Source organism: Rhizobium sp. Leaf341, assembly GCF_001424325.1.
Taxonomy (GTDB): domain Bacteria; phylum Pseudomonadota; class Alphaproteobacteria; order Rhizobiales; family Rhizobiaceae; genus Ferranicluibacter.
This window is the reverse complement of record NZ_LMPE01000003.1, coordinates 486960-506499: the sequence shown is the minus strand read 5'-3', so window position 1 is coordinate 506499 and position 19540 is coordinate 486960. Positions and strand designations below refer to the sequence as shown.

At 63.2% G+C, this 19540-nt stretch carries 14 protein-coding genes and 1 tRNA gene; 9 read left to right on the top strand and 6 right to left on the bottom strand.

What is annotated here, in order from left to right:
• Window positions 1-179 precede the first annotated feature (179 nt).
• Complete coding sequence (locus ASG03_RS04000; RefSeq protein WP_062693034.1) at window positions 180-2132, top strand: acetoacetate--CoA ligase; 1953 nt, start codon at window positions 180-182, stop codon at window positions 2130-2132.
• Between the two features lie 239 nt (window positions 2133-2371).
• Here ASG03_RS04000 and ASG03_RS21930 read toward each other — a convergent pair whose 3' ends face one another.
• Window positions 2372-6709, bottom strand: coding sequence for a sensor histidine kinase (locus tag ASG03_RS21930; RefSeq protein WP_062692379.1), 4338 nt, complete (start codon window positions 6707-6709; stop codon window positions 2372-2374).
• Window positions 6710-6974: 265 nt separating this feature from the next.
• Here ASG03_RS21930 and ASG03_RS03990 point away from each other — a divergent pair, with 265 nt between their 5' ends.
• From ASG03_RS03990 to ASG03_RS03980, 3 genes are all read left to right on the top strand, one after another.
• Window positions 6975-7412, top strand: coding sequence for a phasin (locus ASG03_RS03990; protein WP_062470151.1), 438 nt, complete (start codon window positions 6975-6977; stop codon window positions 7410-7412).
• A gap of 135 nt (window positions 7413-7547) precedes the next feature.
• A tRNA-His gene (locus ASG03_RS03985) sits at window positions 7548-7624 on the top strand.
• A 301-nt stretch (window positions 7625-7925) separates the two neighbouring features.
• Complete coding sequence (locus ASG03_RS03980) at window positions 7926-8726, top strand: aspartate/glutamate racemase family protein (RefSeq protein WP_062692377.1); 801 nt, start codon at window positions 7926-7928, stop codon at window positions 8724-8726.
• Window positions 8727-8909: 183 nt separating this feature from the next.
• On the opposite strand, the gene ASG03_RS03975 is transcribed toward ASG03_RS03980, so the two are convergent.
• Both ASG03_RS03975 and ASG03_RS03970 read right to left on the bottom strand, forming a co-directional pair.
• A complete protein-coding gene (locus ASG03_RS03975; RefSeq protein WP_062692375.1) occupies window positions 8910-9704 on the bottom strand; it encodes an SDR family NAD(P)-dependent oxidoreductase in 795 nt (264 codons plus the stop codon).
• A 51-nt stretch (window positions 9705-9755) separates the two neighbouring features.
• Window positions 9756-10547, bottom strand: a complete 792-nt coding sequence (locus ASG03_RS03970; RefSeq protein WP_062692373.1) for an aspartate/glutamate racemase family protein — start codon at window positions 10545-10547, stop codon at window positions 9756-9758.
• A gap of 195 nt (window positions 10548-10742) precedes the next feature.
• On the opposite strand from ASG03_RS03970, the gene ASG03_RS03965 reads away from it, so the two are divergent.
• Both ASG03_RS03965 and ASG03_RS03960 read left to right on the top strand, forming a co-directional pair.
• Window positions 10743-11855 (top strand): NAD(P)H-dependent flavin oxidoreductase, encoded by a 1113-nt coding sequence (locus ASG03_RS03965; protein WP_200934680.1) that lies wholly within the window; start codon window positions 10743-10745, stop codon window positions 11853-11855.
• 249 nt (window positions 11856-12104) lie between these two features.
• On the top strand, window positions 12105-12920 hold the full coding sequence (locus ASG03_RS03960) for a substrate-binding periplasmic protein (protein ID WP_062692371.1): 816 nt from the start codon (window positions 12105-12107) through the stop codon (window positions 12918-12920).
• Window positions 12921-13339: 419 nt separating this feature from the next.
• Here the strand turns inward: ASG03_RS03960 and ASG03_RS03955 are convergent, their stop codons facing one another.
• Entirely contained in the window at window positions 13340-14155 is an 816-nt protein-coding gene (locus tag ASG03_RS03955; protein WP_062692369.1) for a citryl-CoA lyase, read from the bottom strand.
• Window positions 14156-14438: 283 nt separating this feature from the next.
• Here ASG03_RS03955 and ASG03_RS03950 point away from each other — a divergent pair, with 283 nt between their 5' ends.
• The 3 genes from ASG03_RS03950 (at window position 14439) to ASG03_RS03940 (ending at window position 17539) form a co-directional block, all read left to right on the top strand.
• Window positions 14439-15863, top strand: coding sequence for an FAD-dependent oxidoreductase (locus tag ASG03_RS03950; RefSeq protein ID WP_062692367.1), 1425 nt, complete (start codon window positions 14439-14441; stop codon window positions 15861-15863).
• Between the two features lie 23 nt (window positions 15864-15886).
• Window positions 15887-17047: an NAD(P)/FAD-dependent oxidoreductase gene (locus tag ASG03_RS03945; RefSeq protein ID WP_062692365.1), complete on the top strand. Its 1161-nt coding sequence runs from the start codon at window positions 15887-15889 to the stop codon at window positions 17045-17047.
• 84 nt (window positions 17048-17131) lie between these two features.
• Window positions 17132-17539, top strand: coding sequence for an acyl-CoA thioesterase (locus ASG03_RS03940; protein WP_082475526.1), 408 nt, complete (start codon window positions 17132-17134; stop codon window positions 17537-17539).
• Window positions 17540-17820: 281 nt separating this feature from the next.
• Here ASG03_RS03940 and ASG03_RS03935 read toward each other — a convergent pair whose 3' ends face one another.
• On the bottom strand, window positions 17821-18753 hold the full coding sequence (locus ASG03_RS03935) for an electron transfer flavoprotein subunit alpha/FixB family protein (RefSeq protein ID WP_062692362.1): 933 nt from the start codon (window positions 18751-18753) through the stop codon (window positions 17821-17823).
• A 25-nt stretch (window positions 18754-18778) separates the two neighbouring features.
• Window positions 18779-19525 carry an electron transfer flavoprotein subunit beta/FixA family protein gene (locus tag ASG03_RS03930; RefSeq protein WP_062600747.1) on the bottom strand — a complete coding sequence of 249 codons (747 nt, stop codon included), beginning with the start codon at window positions 19523-19525 and terminating at the stop codon, window positions 18779-18781.
• Window positions 19526-19540 lie beyond the last annotated feature (15 nt).

Sequence of the window (19540 nt, the reverse complement as noted above, 5' to 3'; positions counted from 1 at the left end):
GAGGATCGAGAGCCCGGCAAGATCCCTGCCGGGCTTTCGTCATGGATGGCGAGCGGGCGACAACGGTCGAACCGACGCGCAGGCGGACAGGGGGTCGTCGAGACGCTCTGTTCAGCGGGCATCGTGACGCGCTATGACGCGACGTGCTATAGCTCGACAGCCGCGCATGAGGGGACATGATGCCAACCGACAAGCCGCTCTGGATACCGTCGCAAGCCGCCATCGATGCGCAGCCGCTCACGGCGTTCATGGCGCTGTGCAGTCAGCGCCATCGCATTCACTTCGCCGATGTGGATGCCTTTCAGGCCTGGTCGGTTGCCGATCGGGCCAGCTTCTGGAGCGATCTGTGGGATTTCTGTGCCATCGCCGGAGAGAAGGGGTCGCGCGCGCTGGTCGATGACGGGCATATGACGGAAGCCCGCTTCTTTCCCGATGCCCGCCTGAACTTTGCCGAGAACCTGCTGCGGAAAACCGGCAGCGACGACGCCATCGTGTTTCGGGGAGAAGATCAGGTCTCGTCGCGTCTTTCCTGGGATGCGCTCGCCGATCTCGTATCCCGCCTGCAACAGGCGCTGGCGGCGCTCGGCATCGGCGAGGGCGATCGCGTCGCGGCCATGATGCCGAACCTTCCGGAAACCGTGGCCCTGATGCTGGCGACGGCCTCACTTGGCGCCATCTGGTCATCCTGCTCCCCCGATTTCGGAGAGCAGGGCGTGCTCGATCGTTTCGGCCAGATTTCTCCGAAGCTCTTCATCGCCTGCGATGGCTACTGGTACAACGGCAAGCGCCAGGATGTGGCCGGGAAGGTGAAGGCGGTCTCTGACCGGCTCGGCGTGCCTGTGCTGGTCGTTCCCTATGCGGGCGATGCCGCGGCGCTGGTTTCTACGCTGGCAGACGGACGAACCCTGCCGGACTTCATCGGGCCTTTCGAGGCTCAAACGCTGTCGTTTCGCCGGCTACCGTTCTCCCATCCCCTCTACATTCTGTTCTCCTCGGGAACCACGGGCGTGCCGAAATGCATCGTCCATTCGGCAGGCGGCACGCTGGTCCAGCACCTCAAGGAGCATGTTCTGCATTGCGGCCTGAAGAGCGGCGACCGCCTGTTCTATTTTACCACCTGTGGCTGGATGATGTGGAACTGGCTGGCAACGGGCCTTGCCGCCGGCGTGACGCTCTGCCTCTACGACGGATCGCCCTTCTATCCCGATGGCGCGGCTCTCTTCGATTTCGCCGAAGCCGAGCGGTTCACCGTCTTCGGCACATCGGCGAAGTTCATCGATGCCGTGCGGAAGTCGGGTCTGATCCCGCGCGAGACACACGATCTTTCGGCTCTTCGGGTGATGACATCCACCGGGTCGCCTCTGTCGCCGGAAGGCTTCTCCTTCGTCTATGAGGGCATCAAGCCCGACATCCTGCTGGCGTCCATCTCCGGCGGCACGGATATCGTTTCCTGCTTCGTGCTGGGCAATCCCTTGAAGCCTGTCTGGCGCGGTGAAATCCAGGGGCCGGGGCTCGCGCTTGCCATGGACGTCTGGGACGATGCGGGACGTCCGGTCAAGGGCGAGAAAGGCGAACTTGTCTGCACCCGGGCGTTCCCCAGCATGCCGATCATGTTCTGGAACGATCCGGACGGCGCACGGTATCATGCGGCCTATTTCGATCGCTTCGCCAATGTCTGGTGCCATGGCGATTTCGCCGAATGGACGCCGCATGGCGGCATCATCATCCATGGGCGATCGGATGCGACGCTCAATCCGGGCGGCGTCCGGATCGGCACGGCGGAGATCTACAATCAGGTCGAGCAGATGGAGGAGGTCGCGGAAGCGCTTTGCATCGGGCAGGATTGGGACGACGACGTGCGCGTCGTGCTGTTCGTGCGCCTTGCTGCCGGTGTCGTCCTGGACGACGATCTCGCCAAGGCGATCCGCACCCGCATCCGCACCGGCGCTTCGCCCCGCCATGTCCCGGCAAAGATCATTGCCGTCGCCGACATCCCGCGCACCAAATCCGGCAAGATCGTCGAACTCGCCGTGCGCGACGTCGTGCATGGTCGTCCGGTGAAGAACAAGGAGGCGCTCGCCAATCCGGAGGCTCTCGATCTCTATTCCGAGCTTGATGACCTCAAGGTCTGACGCGGGCTTTAGATCGGCGACCCCATCTTTCAATCACAAGATTGCAGGGATCCCGCGTTAAGGTTTGGTTATGCTCCCATGCCCATTGTCAGGGTCTCGCGTGGTCATGACGCGCCACGCGCCGGCAGAGCCGGATCTCCGACATGATGTCGTCTGCACGTGTTCGAAAGCATTCAACTTGAGGCAGCCCTTCGTGGCTGCCTCCTTTTTGCAAAGGGCTGCCTCGACGGCGCCGTGGATCAGTTGGCCAGCACCCGCTGCGACGGGAACGTGATTTCCACCAGCGTTCCCTCGTTCGGCGCCGAGTTGATCGAAAACAGCGCGCGGTTGGCTTCCGCCATCGCCTTGGTCAGCGGCAGGCCCAGCCCGGTTCCTTCGCCGCGCTTTCGCGCACCGGTCGTTACCTGACGAAATGGTTTCATGGCCTGCTCGAGTTCGGTCCGTGTCATGCCGATGCCGGTGTCGCGAACGCGCAGCATCACGCTGCCGTTCGCCTCATAGGCGGTCGACACCACGATCTGGCCGCCGGCCGGCGTGAACCGGATGGCGTTGGCCAGGATGTTGAGCGCAATCTGCTTGATCGACCGGTTATCGGCAACGACACTCGGCACCGACGTGGACAGCGAGGTGCGGATGATCACGCGCTGCGCGTTCGCCTGGGGCTGGACCAGCGACACCGCTTCGGAAACCGCCTCGTTGATCTCGACAGCGGCAAACTCCAGCTCCATCTCGCCGGCTTCGATCTTCGAGATATCGAGGAGATCATTGACGATATCCAGCACATGGCGGCCGGAGCGGCCGATGTCGCTCGCATATTCGATATAGCGGGCACTGCCGATCGGACCGAAATGCTCGCTCGCCATCATGTCGGAAAAGCCGATGATCGCGTTCAGCGGCGTGCGGATTTCGTGGCTCACGCGCGCCAGAAAGTCGGTCTTGTGCGCATTGGCCGTCTCCGCCGCACGCTTGGCGCTGCGCAGCTCTTCCTCCGTACGCTTCCATTGCGTGATATCGCGAATGACGGCGCAATAGCCGTTGGAGGAGGAAAGGCGGCCCATGGTCATGAACAGTGGAATGAACCCGCCGGACGCCTCCCGACCGATCACTTCGCGCCCGTCGTTGAGCACGCTGGCGACGCCATGGCCGGCGAGCCCTGCGAGATAATCCATCACCGCGCGCTGGCTCTCATGGGCAAACAATGTAGCAAACGGCTTACCAATAACGTCGGCATCATTGTAGTTGAAAAGCGCGTTGGCCGAGCGGTTCAGCGATCGGATGTCGCCATCCGCACCCATCACAACCACGCCGTCCGTCGCGGTTTCCAGGATCGCGCGAAGCTCCTCGGTCTCGATTCGGAGCGCTTCGACGCGCGCCTCCGCCTCCACGATCGCCGCTTCATTGGTAAGTGAAGGCGAACCTAATTCTACCTCCGTGGAGGAGATGGGGCCGCCCTCGGCCGCTGTCGACAACTCCTGAGGCGGCAGGTCCCCAGTCGACAACTCTTGAGTCGGCTCCTCCTCACGCGGTGTTTCGTCTGCAACATCCTGTGCTGTCGCCGTCTCTTCCGGCGTGGTGGTATCCGGTGTCGACATCTCTGCCTTCGCTGGTTCCGCCAGCGCCAACGACATCATCAGCGCCACGCCCTTGTCGTCGAAGCGCATGGCCTGCAGCCGTGCCGTGACCGGAACGAGCCGCCCATCGTTGCGGATCATCATCATGGCGCCCGGGGGCACGTCGAAAATGCCTTCATCTTCGCCGACGAACAACGCGTCGATGCCGCCTTCCACGCGCAGATCCTGCAGCGTCTGGTAGCCGGTCAGTTCCAGGAAGGCGGCATTCGCGTGATAGAGGTCGTCGCCGCTGTGGATCAGCACCGCGCTCTCCATGCGGTCGATCGCCGCCTGGCTCAGCGCAACATCCTTGTCATCCCCCACCGCGTCCGCACCCGCTGCGGTATGGATGTCATCGACCGCTCCGGCTTCGGCGGCGATCGCATCGGCCTCGAGGCGGGGCGCCGTCTCGTCGTTTCGCGCACTCGGCGTGTCTTCCCGAGACCGTCCGGCCTCGTCGGACGGCACGGCGTCGACATCCGCGTCCGACATTCTGTCGTCGCCGATCCTCGGCTGCGCGTTCGCGGGCGGGTCTAGGTCCGCGGCCGCAACGCGCGTCTGATCCAGCATCTCCCCGGTCGACATCTCTTCGGCCAGCATCTCCCCGGTCGGCATCTCCCCGGCCGAAATCTCCCCGACCGGCATCTCGCCGGTAAACTCGATAGGGGGCTCGGATGCGCGATCGTCGGTCCCCTGGGCAGTACCGGCCGCCGCGTCGGCTTCCGCCCCCGGAGGGACGGGCGGCTCCGTCCGCTTGCCGAAGGTCGTCGTCAACTGTCGGGCGATCTCGCGGAAGGCTGCCTGTTCGCTCCGCGTCAGGGTTTCCGTGTTCGCCGGACGCGCATTGTCGATCTGGATGATCTTGTCGGAATGCCGGCGCGAAGGCGTTTCCACCAGCTTGAGAGCCGGACGCTCGCCCATGAAGGGATCGCGCGGCAATCCGTCCTCGGCGCGTTCGGGATCGTCGATGTCGACATCGGCTTCGCGATCGCCCCAGGACGTCGCGTCGCTTGCCGCCTCGTCCGCCGTCACGAAGAAAGACCCGTCATCCTCGAGCGTCTCGCGCGGCCCATCGCCTTCCGCCGCGTCGTCCGGAAACGCGGCCATGTCGTCGTCGCGGGCGGCGTCGTCCATTTCGTTCGGACGGGACGATGCGTCCCCGGCGTCGTCCGCCGTCGTCGTGATCGGCGCGTCCGCCTCCGGCGGCACCCCGGGAACAAAGGCCGGAAGTCCGGCCAGGTTGCGTCCGCGCGCCGAGGGGTCTGCGACCGCGTCGGAGACGCGCACGATGCCGAAGCCGCGAAAGCCGTCGAACTCCCGGTTGCGCGAATAGGTGGGGAGAGCCGCAAGATCGACCGGAACGCATAGCGCTTCGCCCTCGACCGGCCAGAGGACCGTCTTGCCCGACCAGGTGTCGCGCCGGTTCAGCAGGTCGACGATGGTCCGGTCGGGGTCGAGCGCAAAGCGCGCCGCGAGGTCGGCAAAGCTTTGTCCCAGCACATCCGCAGCCTGCGGACCGACGGCCAGCGCGAACTCGCGCGAAATCTCGCTGAAGCGCCCATCGGCTCCGATCTTCCAGACAAACCGGATGGAGCGCATGGCCGGGTCGAAGGCAAAGCCCGCCGGCGCCTCTCCCACAACGTCGCCCTGTTCGCTCGCATCGTCCGGGTTGGCCGTCCGCGCATCGGGTAGGTCGTCTGCCGCATCGTCTCCACTGCCCGCGTGGATCCCGCCGACGTCGATCGCGCCGACGTCGATCCCGTCCCCGTCGAGCCTGTCCGCGTCGCTCTCGTCCGTATCCGATGTCTTTGCAAGCGTATTCCCGGCGGGCTCGTCGGCATCGACATCAATGCCGGTGTCGCCCGGATCGGCGCCCGCGGCCTCTGTGGCATCGGCGATCGGCGTGTCGTCTGCCAGACGTTCTGCCGGAAGATGTTCGTCGGCCAACTCCATGACGGCAAGGTCGGACGTCACGTTTTCGGCAGCGACGACCGCGTTCTCGTCCTGATCCGGCCCGCGCGCATCTGCCGGATCGTCCGTCCGGCTGTCCGGGTTTGTGTCGGCTGTCGACGCGATGACCCCAACCCGATCGGCGGGCACGGCCTCGGCCCTGTTCTCGGTCTCGGCCGGCGTCTCCGCCCTCTCCAACGCATCCGTCCTGTCCGACGCGACGTCGGAACCTTGGCCGGATGTGGAGAAAAGGTCGGGCGCGCTCGAAACGGGGTCGATCACGGCAGCCGGTGCGACGACGTCGGTCGTTGCGTCGAGATGACCGAGGATCGTCTCCACCGCAAAGAGCAGGTGCAGCGCCGGATCGGCCGAGACCTTGCCGATGGCGGCCGGCAGCGTGCCCTTGCCCGTGCGCACGGGACGCTTCAGCAGCCAGTCGCTATCGCGCCCGACGGCCTCGACCAGCGACAGAAGCGTCTGCGGCGTCATCTCCAGCGCCTGGAACTGGGGCGAGGACGCCAGCACGCCGCCTTCGCCATCCAGCACCGCCATATGCGTATCGGGATCGTCGAAACCGGAAATCATCCGCGCGGCCGTTTCCGCCAGCGAAGCGGCGCGGCCTCCGCGCGCGGCGGCAGCCTTCGGCGCAGTAAAGAGGATCGCTCGCTCGCCCGCCCGCACGTCGATCAGCGCCAGCTCGGCATTCACGGTCACGCTCTTGAAACCGGCGGACATACGCATCAGGAAGCGGCGGGTTTCCCCCGGCTCCCGAAGCTGGCGCGCGGTCGCCTGCAATTGCCGGAAGGCAACGCCGGCCGCGCTCGATCCGCCGTCCAGACCGCTGTCGAGGAAATCATAGATCGACGCCAGCCCGAAGAGCGCAGCCCCTTCGCCGTTGGACCACAGAACCCGTGAAAGGTCCGGCGCAAACAGGATGGCCGCATCGCCACGCGAAAAATGCGCCCGCACACGTTCATGAACGGCAATGTCGATGAAGGGGTAGGATGTGACGGGCATTCTTCTATCCGGCTCTGGCGGAGGTCTCGGGTCTCCGGATGCGTTAATAGACTATTAATACCCGTGACCCCCCAAAGGGTCCAGTTTGGACGGCATATTCGCAGTGAAAACCGGCCTCTTTCCTAATGCAAGGTTAATGTACCGAAATGGCGCATGTTGCAGTGCAAAAGGATATTGCACTGCAACATAATTTGTGCTAACAGACCTGGAGGCCCGTATTCGCAGTCGATACACGGCGAAACACCCATCCAACCAGGACACACCGATGACCCAGGACATCTTCTCCGTCGCAAACTTCGACCCCAGCAAGGTCACGGAAACCTTCCGCGATTTCGCGGAAAAGGGCGCGACGCAGTCCCGCGAAGCCTATGCCAAGATGAAGACGGCCGCAGACGAAGCCGGCAAGACCATCGAGGCGACGGTCGAGAGCGCACAGTCCGGAACGATCGAACTCAGCCTGAAGGCCATCGACGCCCTGCGCACCAATGCCGAGACCTCGCTTTCCCACATGGAGGCGCTGGTTGCCTGCAAGTCGTTGTCGGAAGTGTTCGAGCTTCAGACGGCCTTCATCCGCAAGCAGGCCGAGCTTGCCATGGAACAGGCCCGCGCCATGCAGGAAACGACCCGCAAGGTTGCCGAAAACCTGGTCAAGCCGACCAAGGATGCCGCCGAAAAGGCCATGTCCGGTCTTCCCCGCGCCTGATCCGGCTGCCGAAAGCACCGTGGAAAACACGTGCCGGGCGGGAAACCGCCCGGTTTTTGGCGAATAATCGAAGTTCGGACTTGCCAAACCGAACCCATCGCCGTAATGACGCGACCAAGCGACATGCTTGTTCGTGCGGTTGTAGCTCAGTTGGTTAGAGCGCAGGTTTGTGGCACCTGAGGTCGGAGGTTCGAGACCCCCCAACCGTACCATTCTACTCTCGCAGATCGTTGAGAGGCCCACTCTAGACACTGGTATCGACGCTCCGGGGCAATCGACGTTGCTTCCGATGCCGCATACGCGCGGCTGGGCCATCCCCGGATTGCTTCCAGTGAGCTTGTCTGCCGATCTCCTTCCACATGCCTCCTCTTGCTGCCGGTCATGACGACCGGGCAGGGCGTCGGCGATTTCCGACCTCCTCACTTCCCGGCCCCCGACCGGGACGACAGGAGATTGACCGTTCGTACGATTTAACATACGCATTAGTCTATATTTTGGCCTTGGAGGAATGCGATGTCGCGTCGGATCAATTTCATCAATCCTTTCGGGACGACCGCCTATGACGAACTGATCCAGGAGACGCTCGCGCATTATGCGATGCCGGATACCGTTCTCGAGGTGACGCATCTCGAAGGATGCCCGGCCGACATGGACTATTTCTATCCCAAGCACATCGTGGAGGCGGCTTTGTTCGAAGCCGTCAAAAAGGCGGAGGAAGACGGTTTCGATGCGGTGATCAGCGGTTGCTGTTATGACCCCGGGGTGATGGTCTCGCGCGAACTGGTCGATATTCCGGTCATCGGACCGTTCGAGGCGAGCCTCAACATGCTGTCCTTCTACGGTCGCACGGCCGTGATCGTCGCGGACCACGTCAAGGCCGGCGCGCAGATGAAGGACAATGTGAAGCTCTACGGGGCGTCGGACCGCATTCTCGGCCTCGATGTCATCGACTGGTACGTCAAGGACATGGTGCTCGATACCGCTTCCGTTGCCTGCGACGTCGTCGAGCAGACGGCGAAATCCATTGCCCGCACCGGGGCGGAAGCGGTGATCCTGAATTGCACGATCATCGCCGCATCGTACCAGAAATACCTCATGGACGGCGGCGAGCCCGCACCGTTTCCCATCCTGAACCCCAATCTGATGGCGCTCAGCATGGCCGAGACGCTCGCCAACCTTCATCAGAAGGGCGGGTATCGGGTGTCGCGCCTCGGCTATTATGGGCAGCCGAAAGACGCGCATTTCGAGACGGTGACACAGCAGACGCGGCGCGCCTGGCAGGCGGCCAAGGGCGCGTTGCAGGAGAGCTTCTAAGCGAACGTCTCTCCCTTGCAAAGCCTTCCGTCGTGCCGGTAAACCCTCGCGTGGTCATGCGGGAGACGATCCGGGTCGGCGTCTCCTGGCGACTCCCGGGGAGGGGCCGACCGGCGCATGCCGGTCAGCGCGTCGATGCCCCGGCGGTCGGGCATGTGCTGGGATCAGCCGGGGTGATGCGTCTCAGGTGGCCGTCCAGCCGCCATCGATTGCGATCGCCTGTCCGGAAATGTAGCTGCCGGCATCGGTCGCCAGGAAGAGCGCGACGGATGCGACCTCCTCCGGCGTGCCTTTGCGTTTTGCGGGGACCAGCCGCTTGTAGGCGTCGGGATCGCTGCCGACGCCCTTCTGCATGTCGGGTCCGTCCGAACCGAGGATGGCGGCGGAATTTCCGCGGATATCGGTCTGGATGACGCCGGGGCAGATCGCGTTGACCGTGATGCCGTACTGGGTATGGGTAACAGCAAGCTGACGCGTGAGACCGACGACGCCGAATTTCGACGCCGTGTAGGACAAGCCGTCGGCTGCACCCCGCAGGCCCCCGACGGACGACGTGTTGATGATCCTGCCGGAGCCCCGCGTCACCATGTGCTTCAGCGCCGCCCGGCAGCCGAAAAAGGTGCCCTTCAGGTTGATGTCGATGATCTGGTCCCACAGCGCCTCGGTCGTTTCCAGGCAGTCGGCGAACCCATCGAACACGCCGGCATTGTTGACCATGACGTCGATCGCGCCGAATTGACGGACCGCGCCGTCGACCAGCGCGTTGACATCGGCTTCCTTGCGCACGTCCGTCTTCTGGAAGGTGACGGTCAGGCCCTCCTGCGCAAGGCCCCTGGCAAAGGTCGTGCCGACCTCTTCGAGGATGCCGCCGACGACGACCGCCGCACCGGCTGCCGCGAGCGCCCGCGTGATGGCGGCGCCGATCCCGGTTTCTCCGCCGGTGATGACGGCGGTTCTGCCCTTCAAGCTCAATTCCATGTTGATACCCTGTCCATTTGTCGAGAGTTGGTTGCCTGGTAGCAGGCCTGATTATCGGGCAAAGCGCGGCTTCGACGCATTCCACGTCCGGCGCGCATTGTCGAACTCGTCTTTAAAATGCCCCGTCGGCTTCATGTAGAAACCCTGGCGGGCGAGAAAATAGCCGCCCTTGCGCTTGAGGTCGGCAAGACCCTCGGCCATCTTGAGAGCCATGAGGTTCGGATTGATGATCGGCACCTCGGAGGGCGTGCCGCCCTCCATCAGGTATTCCTGGTAGATCGCGGCGATGATCGTGCAGCCCATGATCACGGTTTCCGAGCCGAAACGCCGGGATGCCTCCCCGGAGAGGCGCACCACATCGGCGGCGACCGATGCCCGGTCGTTGATCATGTCCTTCACGAACCAGTCGATGGCGTCGACGCCGCACACCGTGTCGCCCTGGCCGTTCAGGCGGGCCTGATCATAGATATACGGCACCGCCTTGCGATGATCGGTGAGCACCATGGTGGAATGGCCGAAGTTTGCCGCCATCTGGAACGATGCTTCCAGCGGGCCGATGACCGGGATATCGACGAGTTCGCGGGCAACGCGAACCCCGGGATCGTAAAGGCACCCGACGATCACCGCGTCGTAGCCCTGTTCTTCGGATGCCAGAACGGCCTCGAACAGCGACTGCTCGATCATGTGCTTGGAATAGAAGAAGTCGATGTCGGAAGGGCAGTTCTCGAGATGCGTGACATCCAGGTTCGTATCCGAAGCCGCGTAGTGGCCGAGCGTCTTGAGGATGATCGCGTCGTAGTTCGCATTTCCGAACGGGTTGATGAAATTTATCCGATTGACCATCGCCGACCTCATATCTGACCCGTGAGAATAATTTTTAGACGCATAAGTCTTCGATCTTCGCAGCCGTCCTGTCAAGCGCGCCCGGGCTGGAAAAATCGGATGTCGCTAACTTGACGTCGCTCCGGGAAAGGACTTACATACTCAATAGTCAGAATTTATGTCGCAAAAGTCAGCACGCGCTGCTGGAGGGTCGCCTTGAAAACCGTCGCCACCGAAATGTTCGGAATCGAAACCCCCGTCTTCGCCTTCAGCCACTGCCGGGATGTGGTGGTCGCAACGTCGAAGGCGGGCGGCATGGGCGTTCTGGGGGCGGCCTGGATGACGCCGGAGCATCTGGAACAGGAACTGAAGTGGATCGACGATCACATCGACGGCAAGCCCTACGGCGTCGACATGATCTTCACCTCCACCGCGTCGGATGTTTCGGGCGGCAAGTCACCCCGCAAGATCCTGCCGGCGGAGCAGGTCGACTACATGAACGCGCTGATGACGAAGGATGGCGTGCCGCCTTTGTCGGACGAGGATGTCGAGGGCTGGTACGAGGATTATGCCAGCAACCTCAGCTTCACCCAGGAGGAGAGCGATGCCCTCTTCGAGGTCGCGATGCGCCATCCGATCAAGCTTGTCGTCAGCGCGCTCGGCGTCGCGCCGCCGGCGATCCTGGATCGGGCGCACGCAGCCGGAATCAAGTTCGGCGCACTGGTCGGCTCCGCCCGCCAAGCGGAAAAACAGGTGGAAGCCGGTGTCGACCTGATCATCGCCCAGGGGACCGAAGGCGGGGGGCACACGGGAAACGTCGCGTCGATGGTCCTGTGGCCCGAGATCGTCGATCTCGTCGCGCCCATTCCGGTTCTTGCCGCAGGCGGGATCGGCAACGGACGGCAGATGGCGGCGGCATTCGCGCTCGGCGCCGAGGGCGTCTGGTGTGGGACCATCTGGCTCGGAACGGTGGAAAGCGAACTGAACCAGGACATGCGGGACGTCCTCTATGCGGCCAAGTCGACCGACGCGATCATCACCTATGGATATACGGGCAAGCCCTGCCGCGCCATTCGCAGCAAGTACACCGAGGCATGGGCGGCGTCCGACGCCCCCAAGCCCTTGAAGGTGCCGCTCCAGTCGATCCTGTCCGGTGAACCCTTCCGGCGGGCGGAGCGCTCGCATCGCAAAGACTGGATGACCTACTCGGCGGGCCAGGTCGTGGGCCAGGTCAACGAGCCCAAGACGGTCAAGCAGGTGATGTACGATATGCTCACCGAATATGCGGAATCGATGGACAGGATGACGACCATCATCGAGAGCGAGTAATCGCGACCAAGGTCAAATCTCCGCGAGCGTTTTAATAAGCGCTGCGTCATGGTATCAAACGGCTCTTGTGCCTCGTATTTTCGAGGTGCGGGAGCCGTTTTTACTTTATGATATTTCAAGTCTTGAAAATATTAGCGATTGCGCGTACCAACTCTTGCCAAAAAGACGATACAATACTATAAAATGACCGTACGGTATCTTTGTATACTGATAAGGTGGTTCAGCAATAATCTCAGAGAGGAACTCGAAATGAAGCGTCTTCTGGCCATGACGGCCATCCTCGCCTTTGCCCACACGGCTTCGGCGTTCGCAGCAGACTGCAGCAACGCCGTGAAGACCGTGGAGCAGGGCAAGCTTACCGTTGCCGCCTACGACTACCCTCCCTTCTCCGTGACATCCGGTACGGGTGCAGCCGGCATCGACTTCGACATCGTGAAGCGCGCTGCGCAGGAAAACTGCCTTGAGGCGGTGTCCCTCACGCTCGATCCGGCGGCGACGATCCAGGCTGTGGTCAGCGGCAAGGCGGATGTGGCGATCGGAAGCTGGAACCGTACGGAAAAGCGTGCAAAGGCCGTCTCGATGTCGGCCCCGACCTATCTCGATCCCATGGGCATCTTCTCGAAGGAAGGCTACGACAGCGTGGACTCCTTCATCGGCAAGAACGTCGGGACCGTCCAGGGCTACCTGTGGGTCAGCGAGCTCCAGAAACTCCTCGGCCCCAGCCTGAAGCTGTACCCGACACCCGTCGCCCTGGCGCAGGACCTCGAAGCAGGCCGGATCGACGTGGCTGCCGACGGATACAATTCCGGCGTCTATCTCCAGAAGACGGCCGATGCCTATAAGGGCATCAAGATCGTTCTCTCGAAGCCGGACGAGCGCGTGCAGGCCTCCGTCCAGCCCGCACAGGCTGGTGTCATCTACACCAAGGACAACGAATCCCTCGGGGCTGCGCTCGACAAGAGCATCAAGGCGCAACACGCGGATGGCTCCATCGTCAAGGCGCTGGAAGCGGCCGGCTTCGACAAGAAGGTCGCCGACGTCGGCGAGCCGCGGATGGTGAAGTAACGCTTCCACCCTGGCCACGAAAAGAGCCGCCTTGGTCACTCAAGGCGGCTTTTGCATGTCTGTCCTCCCGACATGTCGCGTCTGTCGTCAGCGACGGTATCCGGAAACGGGCGGGCCTCCGCGGCGCCCTGCAGGCTGCGATGGCCGGCATTGCGCTCGGAAAGCCATGAGATGATGAAGACGTGTGTGACAAAGGATCGGAAAGCCGGCTTGCGGCAAGGCAGCCTGCACGATCTGCCATCAGGCCGTCGCGATGGCACGTCGGCAGGCATGCGACAAAGCCTGACCTGTCGCCCCGTAGAGGCGCACGTCAGGCCTTCACGCAGGCCGCCCGAAACTGTGCAGCGGGTTCGGGAGACGACATGCATAAAACAAGAACATAACGCGCGTTGCGTGAATCCTTTTCACGAAAGCGCGCTTTAGGCCCAGCCGGCAGCGGCCAGATCGTTTGTCAGGTCTTTGCGATCGCGCGCGTAATCGACGATGTCGTCCGGGACCGTGCGGATACGCGTCTTCGACTGGAGCTCTTCGGAAACATGCGCAACCACGCCGGGGAACGTCGACAGCAGAGCAAGGCCGGTCATCTCGTCGGGCGTGAAACCCATCTCGGTCAGAATGGCGGCCATGATGCCGACCTCGTTGATGGCCATTTCGGGCTTGTTCACCCGCTTGATGAAGGCGCGGTGCACGGCCTCGTACCATTCGCACACGTCACCCCAGACGCCGGCTTCAACGGCGATCGCCTTGAGCTTCTGCGCGCGCGGGTCGGTGAACTTGAAGTTCGGATGACCGAAGCCACCGACCCGAAGCTTCTTCTCGCGAATTTCGTCCACGGCCACATCGGCACAGGCGTCGAGCGACGCGCCAGGCTTGCGGTGGGCATCGTAGGTCGCGCGAATGAAGGAGCCTGCGCTGTCGGGAGCAAGCGTATACTCACCGGCGGACAGGATCGCGGTCGCAAGGCCGGCCACCATCGAAGGGTTGCCGGAAACACAGTAGCGTGCCGCGACGGTGCCGGGCTTCTTGAGGGAATAGTCGAGGACGGAGCACAGGATGGCGTCCATCATCCTTGTCTGGCCGGGTGTCGGCAACTGGCCCCGGATCAGAAGATATGAGGCGGCGGGAAACGAGAGGGTGCCGATGATGTCGCCGAGGCTATAGCCCCGGATGAAGACATCCGATTCCTCGACATCGCTCACGCTCGTCTTCCACGCCTTCTGGATATCGGCCGTCATCACGCAATCCCTCGCTCATCGAAAAGCACGCAGCGATGCGTGCTGCGGCGACTTTTTGAGTATCAAGGATTAAAATATTTGTCCAGCGAGTATGTTTTTTGATGGATGGGTATTTTTTTGCCGGCACACATGCGCTAACGTCTGATGGCTTGATACGCGGATCTCTCGACGTCCGAGAGACTGTTCGTCGGATGGGCGGGTGCAGGCCGCAGGAAGCCTCGCATTCGGGCGTGCTTGAGCGCCTCCCATGCTAGGATAAGGCCGGTCGGGAAGGGAAACGCTGATGTTGGGAAAGATCGTCGTCGTGGGGGCCAGTTCCGCTGGATGCACGCTCGCACTGGCTGCCCAGGCCGCGGGGCACGATGTGACGCTCGTCGACGAACATCCCCAGGCCATGAAGGACATGAGCTTCGACGCGCCGTGGTTCTACGGTGCCGCGCTCCCCTCGGCCCTCTTGAATGAGAACTCCATCGCGCAGGCTGTTCTTGAAGGAAGTCCGACGTTGATGGAATGTCTCGAAAGCGGTGTCGATCTCCGCGTGTCGACCGTTCTCTGGGGTGCCTTCCGGGACGGCCCGAACTGCGTGAACGTGGGGCGGCCCAAGGTGGGGCTGGTGACCCGCGAAGGCAGCGAGATGCTCGAGCATGATACCCTGATCATCGCCACCGGCGTTCGCGACTTCGTGCCGTCGTTCAAGGGCTGGGACCTGCCGGGCGTGTTCGGAGGGAAAGCTGGCATCGCCTTGCTGGATCTCTATCAGGTCTATGAGGGGCGCAGCACCGTTGTGCTTGGAACCTCCGACCTCGCCATGCGCTTCATCCGGTCCGCGCGCGCACGCGGCGTCGAGATCGTCGCGGTCCTCGAGGTCGGAGACGAGGTCGAGGCGGGACCGGAGGCGGCCGCGTGGCTCGCCGGGGAGGGCATCCCCGTCCATCTCGCCCATGTCATCCAGGAGGCGCAAGGCAAGACGGCCGTTGCTGGTGCGACCTGCATCTCGCTCGAGGACGGCGCCACGTTTGCCGTCGCCTGCGATACGATCGCGGTCGCGATTGCCACCTTGCCGAATATCGAACTGCCTGCCGCCATGGGCTGCAGGATGCGGTACGAGCCTGCCGTTGCCTCATGGGTGCCCGAGGTCGATGCGCTCGGGACGACCAGCCTGGAGAATGTGTTCTGGGTGGAGGACGAGGGCAGGGCGGAGGGGCTGCTCGCGTTGATCGGCGGACAGGACCACGTCGCGAATATCCCGTCCCGCGCCACACTCCGCCGAAATGCCCTCGACTACATCAAGGCCTGGGTCGCAGCGCTCCACCAGACGGGGCAGGACGATGTCGTCCTCTGCCAGTGCGAAACCGTGAGCCGCGGGGCGTTCTGCGGGATGACGCCCCCGACCTACCTGGAAAGCAGGCTGCGGCACGAGCAGACGCCCGTCACCCAGGGCGACAACCTGAAGGCACCGCGGATCAATCAGGATTTCCTGAAGCGCATGACGCGCGTCTCGATGGGGCACTGCCAGGGCAAGCGGTGCCGCGACGAGGCAGCGGTCACCCTGTCGATCCGCTTCGGCGTCGATCTGCAGGCCATCCGCCCGGCAAGTTACCGGTTTCCGTTGAGGCCGATCGATCTCGGTCTTATCGCGGATGATGACGAGAGCGACGAGATCCGCCTGAACTGGCAGATGTGGCCCTATGAGACCCGCCAGGACTGACCACCGGCCGACTGGATGAAGCAATGGATAATTTCGACGTAATTGTTGTGGGCGCCGGCATTCTTGGCCTTTCCGTAGCGTATAACGCGCAAAAGGCCGGAGCGAGGGTGCTCGTCCTTGATGCCGGGGCAACGGCCTACGAAGCGTCATCGAGAGCGACCGGCTATCTCAGCCTGCGGGGCGAGACGCCGGCCGAAAGCCCGCTTGCTCAGGAAGCGGAAAAGCTCTGGGACGGGCTCAGCGATGAGCTGGGATATCCGACCGAATGGACGCAGAAGGGCCGGATCTGGGCTGCCTTTCACGAACGGGAGCTGGAGGAGCTGAAGCAGCTCTATGGCAGTTTTCGGAAAACCGATGTCCCCTTCGAGTTTCTGGATGGCGATGCTCTGCGCCAGATGATCCCGTGTCTCAGCGAGACGTGTCTCGGCGGGATCTGGACGCAACGCTCCGGGCACGCCAATCCGCAGCGGACGTCCCAGGCTTTCGCCTGGGCCTTCAGCGATCTGGGGGGCGAGATCCGCGAACACACCCCCGTCCTGGAGCTGCTGGTCGAGGGCGGGAAGGCAAAAGGCGTACGCACCGCCCAGGGTGAACTGCATTGCGGGAAGGTTGCGCTCTGCGCTGCTGCGCACAACACCCTGTTGCTCGATCCGCTCGGCATCCGGTTTCCCTTGGCGCCGGTCCGGCTCGAGGCGCTGGTGACGACGCCGATGCCGCCGCTGTTCGATCAGGCCTTCATCGGGAACGGCTTGTCGATCCGCCAGACGAAGCGGGGAAACCTGCATATGAATGGGGGTCCTTATGAATGGATCGACCTGGATATCGGCAAGGAGGCCGCGAAGCCGAACACGCAGATCGTTCGCAACATCCTGCGTCGTGCAATCGAAACGATGCCCGTTCTCAAGGGCGCGCAGTTCCTGCGGAGCTGGGCCGGCATCGTCGATATGGCACCGGACCAGATGACGACGATCCATGCGTTCGACAATCCGGATGGCTTGGTGACGGCCGCCTGTTCGGGCCACGGCTTCGGCATGGCGCCCGCCGTCGGGATCGCCGTTGCCGAATTGCTCCTCAAGGGCGAGACGCGCATGCCCATCGACCAGCTGTCTCTCGACCGCTTCAAGAGCATTTCGCCCGAATGGCGGACGCGCCGGAACTGGCAGGCCGGGCAATACAACACCTAGCCTCCCGGCAGGCACGGGCTTTCGGGGCAAGGCCGAGCCGGCAAGGGCCGGCGATGGCGGGAACGCGGATACGGAGGACCTGTCATGAGGACATATTCGGGTGTGGTCTATCCGGCCCACACCGACGCCATGGGGCACATGAACGTCCAGTACTACGTTGCCGCATTCGATCAGGCCATGTGGCACCTTGTTCATGCGCTCGGCTATCGGACCGCCTGGCAGAAGGACAGGAACGAGGGGTGGGCCGACGTCCGGCACAATGTCGGCTTCTCCAAGGAGCTGGCTGTCGGCGACCTCTTCTGCGTTGAGAGCAGCATCTCCGCGATCGGCGGCGCGTCCCTGACCAGCTATCACGCGCTCTACGACATGGCGGGCGACCTCTGCGCGTCGAACGAGATCAAATCCGTCTATTTCGATCTTGCTGCTCGCAAGAGTCTGACGCTTCCCGACGAGATCCGGGCAAGCGCCGAGCGACTGCTGGCCGCCGGGTAAGAACAACAGCGATCCCTGAAAAGGACAGCAGGCCATCTCGCCTGCCGGGCCATGTCGCCTGTTGTAAGGCGCGGCCTGCATCTTTGGTCCATGACGACCGCGTCCGCGCTCTGCTGCGCCACCCAGGCGTGGACGCTGGCTGGGAAACATGGATCGCCGGCGCGACAGACGTTACTCTCGGACCGCGTCGGCGGGCCGTTACCCCCAGCGCCATGCCTTCGCACGGTTGAATCGCCACGTTTCCCAAGGCAGGCCCCCGGCTGAAGGCCTGCATCGCGCGGCTAGAGTTTCGCTGAAAATTCCGGCAGCAGCTCGAACAGGTCGCCGACCAGACCGTAGTCCGCAACCTGGAAGATCGGAGCCTCTTCGTCTTTGTTGATGGCAACGATGATTTTCGAGTCCTTCATGCCCGCCAGATGCTGGATCGCACCGGAAATGCCACAGGCGATGTAGAGGTCCGGGGCGACGACCTTGCCGGTCTGGCCGACCTGCCAGTCGTTGGGTGCATACCCTGCATCGACGGCAGCACGCGAAGCGCCGACCGCCGCACCGAGTTTGTCGGCCAGTGGAAGGATGACCTCCTTGAACTTCTCCGCGGATCCGAGAGCGCGGCCGCCGGCAATGACGATCGTCGCCGATGTCAGTTCGGGTCGCTCGGACGCGGATATTGCATGGGAGACGAAGGCGGACTTTGCGGAAGAAAAGGCTGCCGCCGTCTTTTCGACGGCGACAGCAGTCGGGCCTTGGGAGGCCGGGGAGAAGGATGCCGTGCGGACCGTCACGACCTGCTGCGCATCCGTGGTCTGGACGGTCTGGATCGCGTTGCCGGCGTAGATCGGGCGTTTGAAGGTGTTGGGCGTCACGACGTCCGTGATCTCGGACACCTGCACGACATCGAGGAGAGCGGCCACACGGGGCATCACGTTCTTGCCGATCGATGTCGCTGCCGCCATGATCGTCTGGTAGCCGGATGCCAGGGATCGCACGAGGTCGGACAGCGGCTCGGCGAGCGCATGCTCCAGCGCGTCGTCCTCGGCGATCAGCACCTTGGTCACGCCCTGAAGGCGTGCCGCCTGCTCGGCGACCGCCGTCGCACCCTTTCCGGCGACGAGCACATGGACGACGGTGCCGATCTGGAGGGCGGCCGTCAGGGCACGTGCGGTCTGTTCGGAGAGGGTCTGGTTGTTGTGCTCGGCCAGAAGAAGGATGGACATGTGATTTGCTCCTTGTCGCGACCGTTCAGAGAACGGCGTCGGATTTCAGCTTCTCGATCAGCTCGCCGACCGTCCCGACCTTGACGCCCGCCTTTCGGCCGACCGGCTCCTCGGTCTTCAGCACCTTGAGGCGCGGGGCGATATCGATGGGAAACTCCGAGACGGCGCGCTTCACGAGCGGCTTCTTCTTTGCCTTCATGATGTTGGGAAGCGAGGCGTAACGCGGTTCGTTTAGCCGGAGATCGGTCGTCACGACCGCGGGCAGCTCGACCGAAACCGTCTGAAGGCCGCCGTCGACCTCCCGCGTCACCACGGCCTTGCTTCCCGCGATGACGATGCTCGATGCGAATGTGGCTTGCGGCCATCCCGACAGGGCCGCGAGCATCTGGCCGGTCTGGTTTGAATCGTCGTCGATGGCCTGCTTGCCGACGATCACAAGCCCGGACTGCTCTTCGGTCGCGATGGCACACAGGATCTTGGCGACGGCAAGCGGCTCCACGGTGTCGTCGGTTTCAACCAGAATCGCCCGGTCGGCGCCCATGGCCAGGGCCGTGCGAAGCGTCTCCTCGGCCTTTGCGGGGCCGATCGAGACGACGACGACCTCCTCGGCCTCTCCGCGTTCCCGGATGCGGAGCGCCTCCTCGACGGAGATCTCGTCGAAGGGATTCATCGCCATCTTGACGTTGGCAAGGTCTACGCCGGAACCATCCGGCTTGACGCGGATCTTGACGTTGTAGTCAACGACTCGCTTGACGGGGACGAGGATTTTCATGGTCTCACCTTTGTT